We start from the raw sequence: 14,190 nt of genomic DNA, 5'->3' as shown, positions 1-14,190 counted from the left end.
CGGAGTAGGGAGCCGTACTCTGCGGGTATGCGCGCAGTTCTTGTCGTGAACCCGCAGGCGACAGCGACAACGCCTGGTGGGCGGGACGTCCTCGCCCACGCCTTGGCCAGCGAGGTCAAGCTCGACGTGGTCGAGACGACCCATCGCGGGCATGCCGCCGAGATCGGGGCCGCTGCCCGTGCCGAGGGGCTCGATCTCGTCGTGGCGCACGGTGGCGACGGCACCGTGAACGAGGTCGTCAACGGCATGCTGCCCGCAGCCGACAGCGATCGCGTGTCGTTCGCGGACCTGCCGATGCTGGCGGTCGTGCCCGGCGGGTCGGCGAACGTCTTCGCCCGCGCCGTCGGATATCCACCCGATCCTGTCGAGGCCACCCACGTGCTGCTCGAGGCGCTCATGCTGGAGCGCAGCCGCCGCATCGGGCTTGGCGCGGCCGACGACCGGTGGTTCACATTCAGCGCGGGCATGGGCTGGGACGCCGACGTGATAGCAGGCGTTGACCGAATCAGGGGCAAGGAAGCCGGCCCCGGCCTCTACACCAGGGTCGCCGTGCGGTCCTACTTCTGGCCCGCGCACAGCAGGCCCGAACTCACGCTCACGGTCGACAACGAGGAACCGGCCACCGTGCGCAGCGCGTTCCTCTCCAACGCCGACCCGTGGTCCTACCTCGGGTCCCGGCCGATCCGGCTCAACCCAGGGTGCTCCTTCGAAACGGGAATCGGCGTCTTCGCGCCTCGCAGTCTCGACATCATCAGCGTGCTCGGTTACCTGCGGCGCGCGTTGAGCGCGGCAGGCTGCAAACCCGGCAAGCGGCTCGTGCAGCGGGACGACGTTCGCTCGGTCAGCGTGACCTCGGAAAAGCCGGTAAACTTACAGGTTGATGGTGACCTGGTCGGGGAACGGACCAGCGTCGAGTTCCGAAGCGTCGCCGACGCGCTAACCGTCGTCGTGTGAGCGTAGGAACCGCACCACCCAGCTTGATCAGCACGGGCAAAGTGCGGAGTACCACTCGTCGCTCAGTGATGGCCGTTCACCGCAAGGCGTCGCCCGAGACAAGTTCATTTTCCACTGGAATCCGCAGGTCAGAGGCATAGACCCACGAGGTGAGCTGACTCACCGATCTTGCGAAACCCCTTGCCGAAGACAGCGGTTCGTGAAAGCATTCACAAGCACCCCAAGAACGACCGCCATTGACGACCATGGCGCGGGCTTTTCCGCGCCGCCATGAAGGAGCACAGAAATGGACTGGCGCCACCGCGCGGCCTGCCGAGACGAGGACCCTGAACTGTTCTTCCCCGTGGGAACAAGTGGTCCTGCGTTGGTGCAGGAAGCCGAGGCGAAGGCCGTGTGCCACCGCTGCACCGTAGCGTCCGACTGCCTGGCCTGGGCACTTGCCAGTGGCCAGGACGCCGGCGTCTGGGGCGGCATGAGCGAGGACGAGCGGCGTGCGCTCAAGCGTCGTCGCGCCCACATTGGCATGCGTACGGCCTGAACCGAAAGCATTCGGACAGCCTCCCGCAAGAATCAGCAGAGAACCGGTACCGCACAGGCGGCTACCGGTTTTTCTGCTGTCTAGTGGCATTTCCGCACGCCCATTCGCGGGGCCATTCATCAGGCATGCGTCGGACCATGCAGGGCACTGTCATGGCCGCCGCGCCAGCGGAATTCGCAGTGCGGCCACGGTGCCTTGTGGCTCACGGCCGCGCACCGACAGCGCCCCCCGCAGCTCCGACTCGGCGAGCGTCCGCACGATCTGCAGCCCGAGCCCGTCCGCCCGTTCGAGGGAAAAGTCAGCGGGCAGCCCCCTGCCGTCGTCCGAGATCGTGACGTCGAGCCAGCGCGCCGACCGAGACGCGCCGATCGTGACGGTGCCGGGCTGACGCGGGTCGAAGGCATGCTCGGCGGCGTTCTGCACCAGTTCGGCGAGCACCATCACCAGCGGTGTCGCGATGTCCGCGACGACACTGCCGAAGCTGCCTTCTCGCGTCAGCTTGACCGACGACTCCGCTGTGGTCACTTCGCTGAGCATCGGCAGCACCTTGTCCAGCAACTGATCCAGGTCCACCCGCTCGTCGACCGACATCGACAGTCGCTCGTGCACCAGCGCGATCGAGGCGACACGACGCACCGAATCCTCCAGCGCGTGCCGGGCATCCTCGCTGTGGGTGCGGCGTGACTGCAGCCGCAGCAGCGCCGCCACGGTCTGCAGATTGTTCTTCACCCTGTGGTGGATCTCCCGGATCGTGGCGTCCTTGCTCAGCAGCGCGCGGTCCCTGCGCTTGACCTCGGTGACGTCCCTGACGAGCACCAGTGCACCCGCTGGCACGCCCGCAGGGCGCAGCGGAAGCGCCCTGAACAGCACCACGGCGCCGGGCCGCGACTCCGCCTCGGTGCGACTGCCAGGACGGCCTTCAAGGGCGTCCAGGATGCGGTGGGAGACCTCGGTGGCGTCGAACGGATCCGCGATCAGCGATCGGGTCAGCGGCGCGAGCCGCGTGCCGATCAGCTCAGATTCGAAGCCCATCCGGTGATACGCCGACAGCCCGTTCGGGCTGGCGAAGACGACGGTGCCGGACGGATCCAGCCGGACGAAACCGTCCCCGACCCTGGGACTGGTGTGCACGTCGGTGAGCGACTCAGAGTTCGGGAAAGTGCCGTCGACGATCATCTGGCACAGATCGGACGCGCCAGCCAGGTAGGCGATTTCGAGTGAGCTCGGCACCCTCGGCAGGGTGAGGTTGGTCTCCCTGCTCAGCACCGCGACGACCTCGTCACCGAACGAGACGGGGATGGCCTCCCTACGGATCGGCACGTCACGGTTCCAGTACGGATCTTCCTCCCGGAAGATGCGCACCTCGCGGATCGCACGCACCAGCTGCGGGTAGTCCGCGATGGCCAGTGTGGTGCCGACGACATCCTCCGGGTGCGCGGTCGCGCCGGTCGTCGGGCGCGCCTGAGCCACGCAGACGAACTCGACGCTGCCCGCCTCGACGTCGTCGACGGCACTACCCGGCGCGCCGATGACGCCATGCGCGCCCATCGCGTGCCCGCCAGTGGCTCCACTCGCGGCCGTCCCATGCCCGCCCGTGGTGCCACGCGCATCGGCGTCATTGGCGCCAGTGTCGATCGGCACCCACAACAGGAAATCCGCGAACGACAGGTCCGCCAGCAACTGCCACTCCGCGACCACGGTCTGCAGGTGGTCAGCCGCGTCGCCGGACAGGCTGGTGTGCTCGGCAAGTAAATCGGCGAGCGTGCTCATGCTGGCATCAAACCATCCCCGCCTCCGTGGCAGGCGTCGGCGGCCCGCATGGCAGACTCGGGAGAGCACACATGGTGATCAGCGGCGAGTAGCCGCTGACCAGCAGCCGACCGGCAAGGAGACAGCTATGTCGAAGCGAGCTCGCAAGCGTCGCGACCGCAAGAAGAAGGGCGCGAACCACGGCAAGAAGCCCAACACGTAGCGGACGTCCGCGCGGGACCTCGTACGGGCGAACGCCACCGCTGCCGTCACCCCTATCGGCGAGCCATGGGCGACAACGGGGCAGCGGCAGGAAGTGAGAGGTCCCGCGCGTCGGCCAACCCGTCAGCGCTGTTCCTCGCGCACCTCGGCGGAGAACTCGGACACCGAGTAGCCCGAACGCTCCTCGACGGTCTTGCGGATCGTCGCCTGTAGGCGCTCTTTCAGCTGGTCCGGCGCGTGGTCGCCACCGCACTTGCGAGCCAGCAGCTGTTTGATCTGCTCCCCGATGCCGTACTCCTCGAGGCACGGCGGGCAGTCCTCAAGATGCCGCCGCAGCTCAGCTTCGTGCTGGTCGGTGCATTCCTTGTCCAGCAGCAGGTAGACCTCAGCAAGAACCTGCGTGCAGTCGGGGCCTTCGGATTCCGAGCACTCGCCCGTCATCGCGTCGTCACCTCCTGGCCCTTCCTGATGAAGCCACGGTCAGTCGCGACGTCCGACAGCAGCTCACGCAGCTGTGAGCGGCCCCGGTGCAGCCGCGACATCACGGTCCCGATGGGCGTCTCCATGATTTCGGCGATCTCTTTGTACGCGAACCCCTCGACGTCGGCTAGATACACCGCGAGCCGGAAGTCCTCTGGGAGCTGTTGCAGCGCGTCCTTCACGTCGGAGTCTGGCAGCTTGTCCAGCGCCTCGACCTCGGCCGACCGCAGGCCGCGCGACGTGTGGTTGGCCGCCTGCGCGATCTGCCAGTCGCTGATCTCCTCGGTCGGCTGCTGCACCGGCTGCCGCTGCCGCTTGCGATAGCCGTTGATGTAGGTGTTGGTCAGGATGCGATACATCCACGCCTTGAGGTTGGTGCCTTGCTTGAACGAGGAAAAGGCGCCATAAGCCTTGAGGTAGGTCTCCTGGACCAGGTCCTCGGCGTCGGCTGGCTTGCGGGTCATCCGCAACGCGGCCGAGTAAAGCTGGTCGAGCAGCGGCATGGCTTCGCGCTCGAAACGCTCGACCAACTCGGCCTGCTCGGCGTCGGTGGTCTCTGGCACACCGATCCCTTTCCGTTGCGTTTCGGTCCGTTGCCGCACGATCGGATACATCGACGACCGTGCCGAGGATACGCGGGATGCGGCGACCGCGCCCGGTTGCCCAGTCAGCTGGATGCTCGGAGCCCGGTCACGGACGGTTGCGGTTGCGGTGTAAGTCGGCACGTCGTGTGCAACGCGTCCGTCCCGACCGGCATTCCCAGTGTGAGCTAGTCTCACTCCTCGTGGCAGGCAAGCAGACTCCGGCGACGACCCTGCTCACCAAGCGAGGCATCAGCCACACCGTGCACACCTATCAGCACGACCCGAAGGCCGATTCCTACGGCCTCGAGGCGGTCGACGCGCTCGGGCTGGACCCGTCGCGAGTGTTCAAGACGCTGGTCGCCGACGTGGACGGCAAGCTCACCGTGGGTGTGGTCCCGGTGACCGGCCAGCTGAACCTGAAGGCGCTGGCCGCCGCTGTTGGTGGGAAACGGGCCACGATGGCGGATCCGGCGGCCGCGCAGCGGGCGACGGGGTACGTACTCGGCGGCATCTCGCCGCTGGGTCACCGCAGCAGGCTCCCCGTGGTGATCGATGTCTCGGCCACGGACGCGGGTGCGACGATCTACTGCTCCGCCGGGCGCCGAGGTCTGGAGGTCGAGCTAGCCCCTGAGGACTTGATCGCCCTCACCTCGGCCACGATCGCCCCCATCGCGGGGTAGGCCCGCGGGGAGTACTGAGCGGCGAGGCTCACCGACTTCACCGGTGATATTGCGCGATTTACGCCGGATTCGTTCTTGCTTGTCTGTTTCCCGCAACCATTTGCCCGGCGAAGTACGAACACGAGGTCGGGAGCGCAGGACACGGCGTCCGGAGCGCAAGACACGATGCCGGGGGTCAGGCCAGGGGGCGCAACACGCGGGCCAGCCATTCCACGGCCGTCCGGGTGAGCGCATCGAGGTCGGAGTCGAGGGCGTGGTTGCCCCGGATGACGGCGATCTCGTGGTGCTTGCCCGCCTCGGGGCAGCCGAACGGATCGGCGTCGCCCTGGACGACGAGTGTCGGCACGCGCACCTGGTCCAGCTCGGCCTGCCGCGACTTGTGCGGGGTACGCGGCGGTCTCAGCGGGAACGCCAGGCACAGCACGGCGACGGCAGAACCTTCCTCTGCGGTACGGCAGGCCACCCGCGCACCGGACGACCGGCCGCCGAAGACCATCGGCATCTCGTCGAACCAGCGCCGTTCCAGGTCGTCGGCGACGGCGAGCCACGCCGTGTCGAGCTGCTTCGCCGGTGCGGGCACCCGTCTGCCAGCAACCCGATACGGCTGCTCGACCAGCGCGACGTGCACTCCGGCCGCCTGCGTGGCACGCGTCACCGCGACCAAGTCTTTGGCATCGAATCCGCCCCCGGCACCGTGCCCGAGTAGCAGGGCGGCCGAGCCTTCCTCGGCGGAGTGCAGCTCAGCGCGCGCGGTGCCGACGGGGGTGTCGATGTCGATGCGTGTCATGGAACTTCGAGTGTGCCCTTGTCGAACAGCGCTGGCGAATCGAGGTCGGTGGAGCCGTCGACCCGCTCAAGCAGCTCAGGTCCGTTGTTGCGGACATTATTCACCTTGTCGGAGACCGGGCGCAGCTCGAGGCGATCCACGAACTCCAGCGATGGCGGGTCCAGCAGGTCCGAGACGTCCTCGACATCCGGGTCGAGCCACCGCGACCACTGCTCGCGCGGCATCAGCAGCGGCATCCGGTCGTGGATGTCGGTGAGGTTGCCCACGGCGTCCGTGGTCAACACCGAGCAACTCACCACAGGCGGGGCGTCATCGGGAGCCTTGGGGTCGCGCCAGGTCTCCCAGATCCCGGCGAACGCGAGTGACGAGCCGTCTGTCGTGGTCATGAAGTATGGGTACTTCTCCCCCTTCGCCGGACCACGGCGCCACTCGAACCAGCCGTCGGCGGGCAGCAGACAGCGGTGTCGCTTGAGCGCACGACGGAAAGCAGGCTTACTCGCCGCCGTCTCCGACCTAGTGTTGATCATCCGGTTGCCGATCGAGGCATCCTTCGCCCAGAACGGGATCAGCCCCCAGCGCATCACCCGCAGCAGCCGCTCAGCGGGCGCGTCCTGCCGCGGGGTGCCGTCGGCGTCCTTCGGATGCCTGGCCACGACGGACGGCACCTTGCGGGTCGGCGCCACGTTGTGGTCCGCCGTCGGCTTATGCTCACCGGTGTCGTCGGTCGCGTCGAACTCCTTGACCAGCGTCGCAGGATCCTTCGTCGTGGCGTAACGCCCGCACATCTCGCAGCCCTCCTCGTCGCAGTCGCACCCTCATCGTGGCACGATTTGGCCTCAGACGGTGACGTTCCAGGCAAGCCGAAGGCAGGGGATGCGGTGGTAGCGAAGGACTGGCGCACGCTGGACGAGTCCGACGTCCGGGTACGCCCGGGCAAGGGCTCGCGCCCCCGCAGCAAACGCAGGCCCAAGCACATCGACGCCGTGATCGCGATGGTCACCTCCGTGGACAGGGGCCGCTGGACCTGCGCCGTGGATGGCGACCCGGAGCGCACCGTCACCGCGATGCGCGCACGCGAGCTCGGCCGCACACCGATCGTCGTCGGAGACAGCGTCTCGCTGGTCGGCGACACCAGCGGTAACCCGGACACCCTCGCCAGGATCGTGCGCGTCGCCGACCGCAGCAGCGTGCTCCGCCGCACCGCCGACGACACCGACCCGTACGAGCGGGTCGTCGTCGCCAACGCCGAACAGTTGCTCATCGTGACCGCGCTGGCCGACCCGCCGCCCCGCACCGGGTTCATCGACCGCTGCCTCGTCGCCTGCTACACCGGCGGACTGCAGCCGGTCCTGTGCCTGACCAAAGCCGACCTCGCCTCGCCTGACGAGATCATCGACCGCTACGCCGATCTCGACCTGCCCGCCATCGTCACCCGTCGCGACGCACCGGTCGACGAGCTGGCCGACCGGCTCACCGGGCACGTGACCGCGCTCGTCGGGCACTCAGGCGTCGGCAAGTCCACCCTGGTCAACCGCCTGGTCCCGGACGCGGAACTGCTCACGGGCGAGGTCAGCGCTATCGGCAAGGGCAAGCACACCTCGGTCACCGCGATCGCGATGCCGCTGCCGCAGGGCGGCTGGGCGATCGACACGCCAGGCATCCGGTCGTTCGGTCTCGCCCACGTCACGGCGGACGACATCGTCTCGTCGTTTACCGAGTTCGCCGAGGTTGCCGAGCACTGCCCGCCTGGCTGCGGTCATCTCGGCGCGCCGAGCGACCCGGACTGTGCCCTGGACACCGTCGTCGCCGAGGACGTCGCGCCAGCGGGCAGGCTGACCTCGCTGCGGCGGCTGCTCGCCTCCCGCGCGGGCCTTGACGTCGATTAGCGCGGTAACGAATCGTCATCGGCCGCAGTGACCGTGAAACCTACTCAGCCCTGCTAACGTCAGTCTGGAGGGGAACAGGACAAATCTACTGAGGGAGCTCCATGCGGAAATCACTCATCGCAGCCGGCACCCTCGCGTTCGCGTTGGCCCTTGGCGCGTGCGGCGAGGAGACCACGGCAGGCCAGGCGTCACCGGGTGAGACGTTCACCGATCCTGCCAGCCTCGTCAGCGCGGCAACGGCGAGCACGCAAGAAAAGAAGTCTGCGCACTTCACCATGGACATGAACATGGGAACGATGTCGGCCACCGGCGAGGGGCAGGGACTCTTCGACGGTGAGAACACCAAGATGGCCATGACCATGAACATGGACATGAGCGCCATGGGTCAGGGCAACATGGCCATGGAGATGCGTCTGCTCGACGACACCATGTACATGAAAATGCCCAACATGCCAGGCATGGACACGTCCAAGCCGTGGATCAAGATGGACCTCGCCCAGATGTCCGCGCTCGGCGGCGTGGACATGAGCAAGACCATGAAGCAGAACGACCCCACCAAGGCCCTTGAGATGCTCAAGGACTCGGGCGACATCACATCGACCGAGGAGTCCGACGTCGGCGGCGTCCCCGCGACCAAGTACACGATCGACGTTGACGTCGAGAAGATGATGTCCCAGTACGGCAGTGGCATGGGCAAGATGTTCGACACGCAGAACATGAAGCTCGACGCACTGCCGGTCGAGGTCTGGATCAGCGAGGAGCAGCTGCCGCTGAAGTTCCAGATGAACATGGGCGAGCTGATGAACAGCGCGATGGAGTCGAGCGGTCAGCCGATGCCGGAGGGCATGAACTTCGATGACGCCCACGTCGCCATGACCTACAGCGACTGGGGCGAGCCGGTCACCATCGAGGCACCCCCGGCGTCCGAGGTCAACGAAGGCAATTTCCCCGGCGGCAACTGAGCCCGGCGGTAACCGCCAGCTAGCGCACGCGAGCGGGGCCTGTCACCAGACGGTGGCAGGCCCCGCTCGCTGCGTAGGGTGCGATTCAGGCCGCTTAAGGTGCAACTCAGCCCGCTTAAGGTGCGACTCGCGGCGATTACGGTGCGACTCGCGCGTCAGCCCATGTGCGGGTAGGTGTGGTCGGTCGGGGCGACGAAGTTCTCCTTGATCGACCGGGGACTGGCCCAGCGCTGCAGGTTGAACATCGACCCTGCCTTGTCGTTGGTGCCGGACGCCCTGGCCCCGCCAAACGGCTGCTGGCCGACGATGGAGCCGGTCGGCTTGTCGTTGACGTAGAAGTTGCCCGCCGCGTAGCCGAGCGCACGGTGGGCTTGCTGGATCGCATCCCTGTCGTCGGCGAACACCCCGCCGGTCAGCGCGTACGGCGCCGAGGAGTCGACCAGCCGTAGCGCCTCGGCGTAGTCATCGTCCTCGTAGACGTACACCGCGCAGATCGGGCCGAAGTACTCCTTCGAGAAGACCTCGTGGTTCGGATCGGAGGCGACCAGGATCGTCGGGTCGACAAAGTAGCCGACCGAGTCGTCGCAGCCACCGCCGACGAGGACGTCCAGCGCCGGGTCGCCGTCCACGCTGTCCAGCAGCGCCTTGTGCTTGGCGAAGGCCCGCGCGTCGATCACGGCGCCACCGAAATGCGACAGGTCGCTGACGTCGCCGTACGAGATCGTCTTGGTGACGTCGGCCAGCTGATCGCGCACCCCGCCTTCCCACAGCGAGCGCGCGATGTAGGCACGCGACACGGCGGAGCACTTCTGCCCCTGGTACTCGAACGCGCCCCGCACCAACGCGGTGACCAGCGTGTCAGTGCGCGCCGACGGGTGAGCGATGACGAAGTCCTTGCCGCCGGTCTCACCGACGATCCTCGGGTAGTGCTTGTAGCGGTCGAGATTCTCGCCGATCGTGCGCCACAGCAGCTTGAACGTCGCCGTCGAGCCGGTGAAGTGCAGTCCGGCGAAGTCGGGATCGGCCAGCGCGACCTCACTGACGGCCTTACCGTCGCCGGTCACCATGTTGATCACGCCGGGCGGGAGGCCAGCTGCTTCAAGCACCCGCATGGTGAAGTGCGCGGCGAGTTGCTGGGTCGGCGTCGGCTTCCACACCACCGTGTTGCCCATCAGCGCGGGCGCGGTGGGCAGGTTGCCCGCGATGGCGGTGAAATTGAACGGCGTGATCGCGGTGACGAAGCCTTCCAGCGAGCGGTACTCCATCCGGTTCCACACCCCGGGTACCGAGTTCGGCTGCTCGGCGTAGATGCGGCGGGCGTAATGGACGTTGAACCGCAAGAAGTCGATCAACTCGCACGCCGCGTCGATCTCGGCCTGCTGGATGGACTTCGACTGCCCGAGCATCGTCGCGGCGTTGATCGTGTCGCGGTACGGGCCGGCGAGCAGGTCCGCCGCGCGCAAGAACACGGCGGCACGCTCGTCGAACGGCATCTCCCGCCATGCGGGGGCCGCCTCCTTCGCCGCGGTGACCGCGTCGGTCACCTCGCCGGGGGTCGCCTGGGCACAGTTGCCAAGGGTGTGGCCGTGCTCGTGCGGTTTGACGACGCGGAACGGCTCACCACCGGCCATGCGCTGCTCGCCCGCGATGGTCTGGGTCAGCTCGTGGGTGGTCGATGAGAGGTCGGTCAGGGTGCGCTGCAGTGACTGTCGCTCGGCGGTGCCCGGCGCGTAGGTGTAGACCGGTTCGTTGCGCGGCGCGGGCACTGATGTGATCGCGTCCATGATGGTGTTCTCCCGTGGTTCGCCTTGTGGGCGGGTGTTTCTGGGCGGTCGCTATGAGCCCTGTCACCCACCATCCTGGCACGAACCGGGCCGTTGTGACGCGCGTCAGCCGGAAGCGGCACCTAGCTAGCGAGACACGCCGCCTGAGCAGCACGAACCGAGCCGCGATCCATAGACTCAGAGCAGTTCAAGCAGGAACGGCAGCTCCTGCGGGGCGTACCAGGCCAGCTCGTGGTCCTCGGCGTCGCCGATGGCGAACTCGGCGTCGAGATCGCCCAGGTCAGCGGCGTCGACCACCTTCGCGGCGGCGAGCACCGCGTCCTCCGCGTCCGCGCCATCGACGTGCACCGAGGCGACCGCAGACATCGGAATGGGGCCACTGACCCGCACCACCGCGTTGTCCAGATCGGGCCGCTGCTCGACGTCATCGACGTCGGCGGCGATGACGGCTCTACGCGGCGTGACGGTCTCCTCGCCCTCAAGATCGGCCGCGATCAGCCGCAGCGATGCGCGGGCGGCGTCGAGCTGCGCGACGTACTCCAGCTCCTCGGTCGAGCCGCTGGTGTAGGACTCGCGCAACGCGGGCGTCAGCGCGAACCCGGTGCCGTTGAGCGGCAGGAATTCGTCTTTCGCGACCAGTTCGCGCAGCATGCCGATGGTCGCGGGCAGATAAACCCTCATCGCGTGGTTCCCTTCAGTTCGGCGAGGGATTCGTGCACCATCGCGGCGATGACATCGATGTCAGACACAGCCTTCCTGTCCCCGTTGAGTCCGAAATAGACTCCGCCATAGTACGACGTCACGCCGATGGCGAGCGCGTGATTACGCACCAGCGGCATGATCGGGAACATCTCCACCATCTTGGCGTGTGCGGCGAACATCGGTATCTGCGGGCCCGGCGAGTTGGTCACGATCACATTGAAGATCCGGTTGGAGAACGTACCCGCCGTGCGCGCGCCGAGCGAATGCAGCGTCGGGGGCGCGAACCCGCCGACCCGCAGCAGCGTCTGCGCCGCGACCGACCTGCCGGAGTCGACGTGGCTGGCCATGGCGTGACTGATGTGCTGCAGCCGCATCACCGGATCGGTCTCCCCGACCGGCAGATCGACCAGGTACGCCGCCACCTCATTGCCGACGATGCCAGCCGAGGAATACGAGCGGGTGCTCGCGTCAGCGACGGCGAGCGGAACCAGCGCACGCACCGTGCTGGTCTGATCAAGCGGCACCTTCCGTGAGAGCAGCCACTCCCGCAGTGCCCCGGTGATCGCGGCAAGCACGATGTCGTTGACGGTGCCGCCGTGGGTAGCCCTGATCTGCCGGTAGTCGTCCAGCGTCGTGCGCACGCCTGCGAACACCCGCCCGCCGGACACCTCGACGTTGAGCGGACTCGATGGCGCCGGTTTCAGCGCCGCCCGCATCGCCGATGCCACCCCACCGACAGCGTCCGCCAGCTTCACCGCTGTCGCCGCCGCGTCGCCAGCGGCCGCCTTGGCGCTCTCCACCAGCATCGTCGGCTGCTGCACCGTCTCGGCGACCGCGTCGAACATCAGCTCGGCCTTACTCGGCGTCTTGCCAGGCAGCCACATCTCGTCATCGACGGGGTCCAGCTCACCGGGCGCGGGGTCGAGAATCAGCTGACCAAGCTCGATGGTGCCGATGCCGTCGACGAGCGCCTGGTGGGTCTTGGTCACCAGCGCGACGCGGTCACCGGCGAGCCCCTCGACGAAGTACGCCTCCCACAGCGGTCTGCCCTGATCGAGCGGCCGGGCGAGCAGCCGCGCGACCAGCTCGAACAGCTGGTCGTCGGTGCCAGGGGCTGGCAGCGCGGAGCGCCGCACATGGTAGTTCAGGTCGAAGTCGACATCGTCGGCCCACACCGGCCTCGCGAGGTGCCCAGGCACCCGCATCACCCGCTGCCGGTAGCGCGGCAGGTACCCGAGCCGGTGGTTGATCAGTTTGCACATCAACTCGAAGTCGAACCCGACATCGGGCCGCTCGAATACCGCGACGCCACCGACGTGCATGGGCGTCGACCTGTCCTCCATGTAAAGCAAGGAAGCGTCGAGTGCGGAGAGACGGTCCGGCATGGTGTCGATCCTGACACATCGGACCGACACCGTGGGGTGCGAGCAGGTCGCCCCCAGCGCGGCAGCGGCATCGACTAGGCTCGCGGCGTGCACGCAGAGGTCTCCCCCAAGGACCGTTTCCTGACCGTCTACGGGCGAAAACCGGTGCTCGAGGCGCTCGGCGACACGTCGCTCGACATCGACAAGGTGGTTATCGCGGACTCGGCGCGCGGCAGTTCGCTCACCGAGATCAGAAAAGCGGCGCGGGAGCGGTCGATCCCGGTGACCAGCGCGAGCGCACATCGGGTGAAGGTGCTGGCAGGCAACGGCAAGCAGGACCAGGGCGTGCTCGCCGACGTCGTCGCCCCGCACATGCGGCCGTTGAGCGCGGCGCTCGCCGAACACCCACTGCCACGACGGCTTCTCCTGCTCGACGGCATCACAACGCAGTCGAACGTGGGCATGATCCTGCGCACCGCGACGGCGGCAGGCATCGAGGGCATCGTGGTGCCGCGCAAGGGCGTCGCGTCGCTTGACCCGATCGTGGTCAAGGCGTCGGCTGGTGTCGCGTTCCGCGCGCCGGTGCTGCGCTGCGCGACCGCGCCCGACGCCGTCATCGACCTGCTCGAAGCGGGCTATCCGCTCTACGCCCTCGGTGCGCAGGCCCCGGCCAGCGTGTTCGACGCCGAACTGCCGGACAGGGCCGCGTTCGTGCTCGGGGCTGAGACGCTCGGCGTCAGCGAGCAGGTGCGCGAGCTGGTGACGGAGTGGTTGTCGATCCCGCTGCACGGCGGTGTGGAGTCGCTGAACGTCTCGGCGGCGGCAGCGGTGCTCTGCTTCGAGCTGGCCCGGCGCGGCTGAGCACCACCCACACGGGTCATCCTCGTCCTGATCGGTACTGACGGGCCCTCACTGTTCGCGGAGAGGTCAACCCACACCGAGCCGAGGGGAGTCTCGCGTGTCCCAGCGGAGGGCCCGGCACCGCACCACCGCCACCATCCGGCCGCTCGCGCCGTACGAACCCGCGCCATCGCACGCCGCGGCATCGCCGCACGCATCACCACAGCACCACGGCAACCAGCTCACACTGCCGTTGGGCGGTGAACCGGCACCGGCGCTGCCCTGGCACACGGTGGACGGCGCACACCAGCGCCCGTGCGACGCCGAACTCATCCAGCTCGTCACGGCCCTGGTCGAGCTGACCGCGGGCAGGCGCTCACCGCACGCGCTACGGGACCGGCTCAGCGAACCGCTGCGGCAACGGCTGCTCGGCGACCCGCAGCCGTGGCTCGGACGGCACTTCCTGGTCAGCCGGGTGCACTGCCACCGCGAGGGCCCACATGTCCTGCATGTCAACGCCACCGTGCACGAACGGATCCGTAGAGCGGCGTTCGCGACAAGTAGCTGCCTGACCCCGCTGTGCTGGGGTGGCTGGCAGGTCATCGAGTTCTGCCTGCTCACTCCTGCCCTGCTGGCGCGAGCGCGGAACGTGGCGTGA

General features: G+C 67.7%; 16 protein-coding genes. 8 read left to right on the top strand and 8 right to left on the bottom strand.

The features are described 5' to 3' along the window. Positions 1–27: 27 nt before the first annotated feature. Positions 28–954 (top strand): diacylglycerol/lipid kinase family protein, encoded by a 927-nt coding sequence (locus AMYHA_RS09485; protein ID WP_034270135.1) that lies wholly within the window; start codon positions 28–30, stop codon positions 952–954. 286 nt (positions 955–1,240) lie between these two features. Next, positions 1,241–1,492: a WhiB family transcriptional regulator gene (locus AMYHA_RS09480; RefSeq protein WP_034270132.1), complete on the top strand. Its 252-nt coding sequence runs from the start codon at positions 1,241–1,243 to the stop codon at positions 1,490–1,492. 150 nt (positions 1,493–1,642) lie between these two features. Here AMYHA_RS09480 and AMYHA_RS09475 read toward each other — a convergent pair whose 3' ends face one another. After that, positions 1,643–3,262, bottom strand: coding sequence for a sensor histidine kinase (locus tag AMYHA_RS09475; RefSeq protein WP_034270130.1), 1,620 nt, complete (start codon positions 3,260–3,262; stop codon positions 1,643–1,645). A gap of 127 nt (positions 3,263–3,389) precedes the next feature. On the opposite strand from AMYHA_RS09475, the gene AMYHA_RS28375 reads away from it, so the two are divergent. Further along, complete coding sequence (locus AMYHA_RS28375) at positions 3,390–3,464, top strand: 50S ribosomal protein bL37 (RefSeq protein WP_390183696.1); 75 nt, start codon at positions 3,390–3,392, stop codon at positions 3,462–3,464. A gap of 122 nt (positions 3,465–3,586) precedes the next feature. On the opposite strand, the gene rsrA is transcribed toward AMYHA_RS28375, so the two are convergent. Both rsrA and AMYHA_RS09465 read right to left on the bottom strand, forming a co-directional pair. Then, positions 3,587–3,904, bottom strand: a complete 318-nt coding sequence (rsrA, locus tag AMYHA_RS09470; protein WP_034270128.1) for a mycothiol system anti-sigma-R factor — start codon at positions 3,902–3,904, stop codon at positions 3,587–3,589. Beyond that, positions 3,901–4,557: a sigma-70 family RNA polymerase sigma factor gene (locus AMYHA_RS09465; protein WP_084037008.1), complete on the bottom strand. Its 657-nt coding sequence runs from the start codon at positions 4,555–4,557 to the stop codon at positions 3,901–3,903. The genes rsrA and AMYHA_RS09465 overlap by 4 nt, the downstream gene beginning before the upstream one ends. Positions 4,558–4,727: 170 nt before the next feature. Here AMYHA_RS09465 and ybaK point away from each other — a divergent pair, with 170 nt between their 5' ends. After that, entirely contained in the window at positions 4,728–5,207 is a 480-nt protein-coding gene (ybaK, locus tag AMYHA_RS09460; protein WP_034270125.1) for a Cys-tRNA(Pro) deacylase, read from the top strand. 175 nt (positions 5,208–5,382) lie between these two features. Here ybaK and AMYHA_RS09455 read toward each other — a convergent pair whose 3' ends face one another. Next, the gene (locus AMYHA_RS09455) at positions 5,383–5,994 is read right to left on the bottom strand and encodes an alpha/beta hydrolase family protein (RefSeq protein WP_034270122.1); all 612 of its coding nucleotides are present in this window, start codon (positions 5,992–5,994) and stop codon (positions 5,383–5,385) included. Next, positions 5,991–6,779, bottom strand: a complete 789-nt coding sequence (locus AMYHA_RS09450; RefSeq protein ID WP_034270120.1) for an SOS response-associated peptidase — start codon at positions 6,777–6,779, stop codon at positions 5,991–5,993. Before AMYHA_RS09450 ends, AMYHA_RS09455 begins: the two co-directional genes overlap by 4 nt. Positions 6,780–6,872: 93 nt before the next feature. Between AMYHA_RS09450 and rsgA the strand changes: the two genes are divergently transcribed. Both rsgA and AMYHA_RS09440 read left to right on the top strand, forming a co-directional pair. Further along, a complete protein-coding gene (rsgA, locus tag AMYHA_RS09445) occupies positions 6,873–7,880 on the top strand; it encodes a ribosome small subunit-dependent GTPase A (RefSeq protein ID WP_034270117.1) in 1,008 nt (335 codons plus the stop codon). 101 nt (positions 7,881–7,981) lie between these two features. Then, on the top strand, positions 7,982–8,842 hold the full coding sequence (locus AMYHA_RS09440) for a DUF6612 family protein (RefSeq protein WP_034270114.1): 861 nt from the start codon (positions 7,982–7,984) through the stop codon (positions 8,840–8,842). A gap of 155 nt (positions 8,843–8,997) precedes the next feature. Here the strand turns inward: AMYHA_RS09440 and pruA are convergent, their stop codons facing one another. The 3 genes from pruA to AMYHA_RS09425 form a co-directional block, all read right to left on the bottom strand. Continuing rightward, positions 8,998–10,626, bottom strand: a complete 1,629-nt coding sequence (gene pruA / locus AMYHA_RS09435; protein ID WP_034270111.1) for an L-glutamate gamma-semialdehyde dehydrogenase — start codon at positions 10,624–10,626, stop codon at positions 8,998–9,000. Between the two features lie 177 nt (positions 10,627–10,803). After that, a complete protein-coding gene (locus AMYHA_RS09430) occupies positions 10,804–11,307 on the bottom strand; it encodes a DUF6912 family protein (RefSeq protein WP_034270109.1) in 504 nt (167 codons plus the stop codon). After that, entirely contained in the window at positions 11,304–12,713 is a 1,410-nt protein-coding gene (locus AMYHA_RS09425; RefSeq protein WP_034276521.1) for a WS/DGAT/MGAT family O-acyltransferase, read from the bottom strand. Before AMYHA_RS09425 ends, AMYHA_RS09430 begins: the two co-directional genes overlap by 4 nt. 87 nt (positions 12,714–12,800) lie before the next feature. Between AMYHA_RS09425 and AMYHA_RS09420 the strand changes: the two genes are divergently transcribed. After that, a complete protein-coding gene (locus AMYHA_RS09420; protein WP_034270106.1) occupies positions 12,801–13,553 on the top strand; it encodes a TrmH family RNA methyltransferase in 753 nt (250 codons plus the stop codon). Positions 13,554–13,650: 97 nt separating this feature from the next. Beyond that, on the top strand, positions 13,651–14,190 hold the full coding sequence (locus tag AMYHA_RS09415) for an Rv3235 family protein (protein WP_034270103.1): 540 nt from the start codon (positions 13,651–13,653) through the stop codon (positions 14,188–14,190).

The organism is Haloechinothrix halophila YIM 93223, from assembly GCF_000504245.1.
GTDB lineage: Bacteria > Actinomycetota > Actinomycetes > Mycobacteriales > Pseudonocardiaceae > Haloechinothrix_A > Haloechinothrix_A halophila.
Note: the sequence above shows the minus strand (reverse complement) of the source record. Positions and strands in the feature narration are given on the sequence as shown.

What these genes read in the sequence shown, in the direction of transcription:
- AMYHA_RS09485 (WP_034270135.1), top strand. Translation starts at nt 28, where the DNA reads ATGCGCGCAGTTCTTGTCGTGAACCCGCAGGCGACAGCGACAACGCCT.
- AMYHA_RS09480 (WP_034270132.1), top strand. Translation starts at nt 1,241, where the DNA reads ATGGACTGGCGCCACCGCGCGGCCTGCCGAGACGAGGACCCTGAACTG.
- AMYHA_RS09475 (WP_034270130.1), bottom strand. Translation starts at nt 3,262, where the DNA reads ATGAGCACGCTCGCCGATTTACTTGCCGAGCACACCAGCCTGTCCGGC.
- rsrA (WP_034270128.1), bottom strand. Translation starts at nt 3,904, where the DNA reads ATGACGGGCGAGTGCTCGGAATCCGAAGGCCCCGACTGCACGCAGGTT.
- AMYHA_RS09465 (WP_084037008.1), bottom strand. Translation starts at nt 4,557, where the DNA reads ATGTATCCGATCGTGCGGCAACGGACCGAAACGCAACGGAAAGGGATC.
- AMYHA_RS09455 (WP_034270122.1), bottom strand. Translation starts at nt 5,994, where the DNA reads ATGACACGCATCGACATCGACACCCCCGTCGGCACCGCGCGCGCTGAG.
- AMYHA_RS09450 (WP_034270120.1), bottom strand. Translation starts at nt 6,779, where the DNA reads ATGTGCGGGCGTTACGCCACGACGAAGGATCCTGCGACGCTGGTCAAG.
- AMYHA_RS09440 (WP_034270114.1), top strand. Translation starts at nt 7,982, where the DNA reads ATGCGGAAATCACTCATCGCAGCCGGCACCCTCGCGTTCGCGTTGGCC.
- pruA (WP_034270111.1), bottom strand. Translation starts at nt 10,626, where the DNA reads ATGGACGCGATCACATCAGTGCCCGCGCCGCGCAACGAACCGGTCTAC.
- AMYHA_RS09430 (WP_034270109.1), bottom strand. Translation starts at nt 11,307, where the DNA reads ATGAGGGTTTATCTGCCCGCGACCATCGGCATGCTGCGCGAACTGGTC.
- AMYHA_RS09425 (WP_034276521.1), bottom strand. Translation starts at nt 12,713, where the DNA reads ATGCCGGACCGTCTCTCCGCACTCGACGCTTCCTTGCTTTACATGGAG.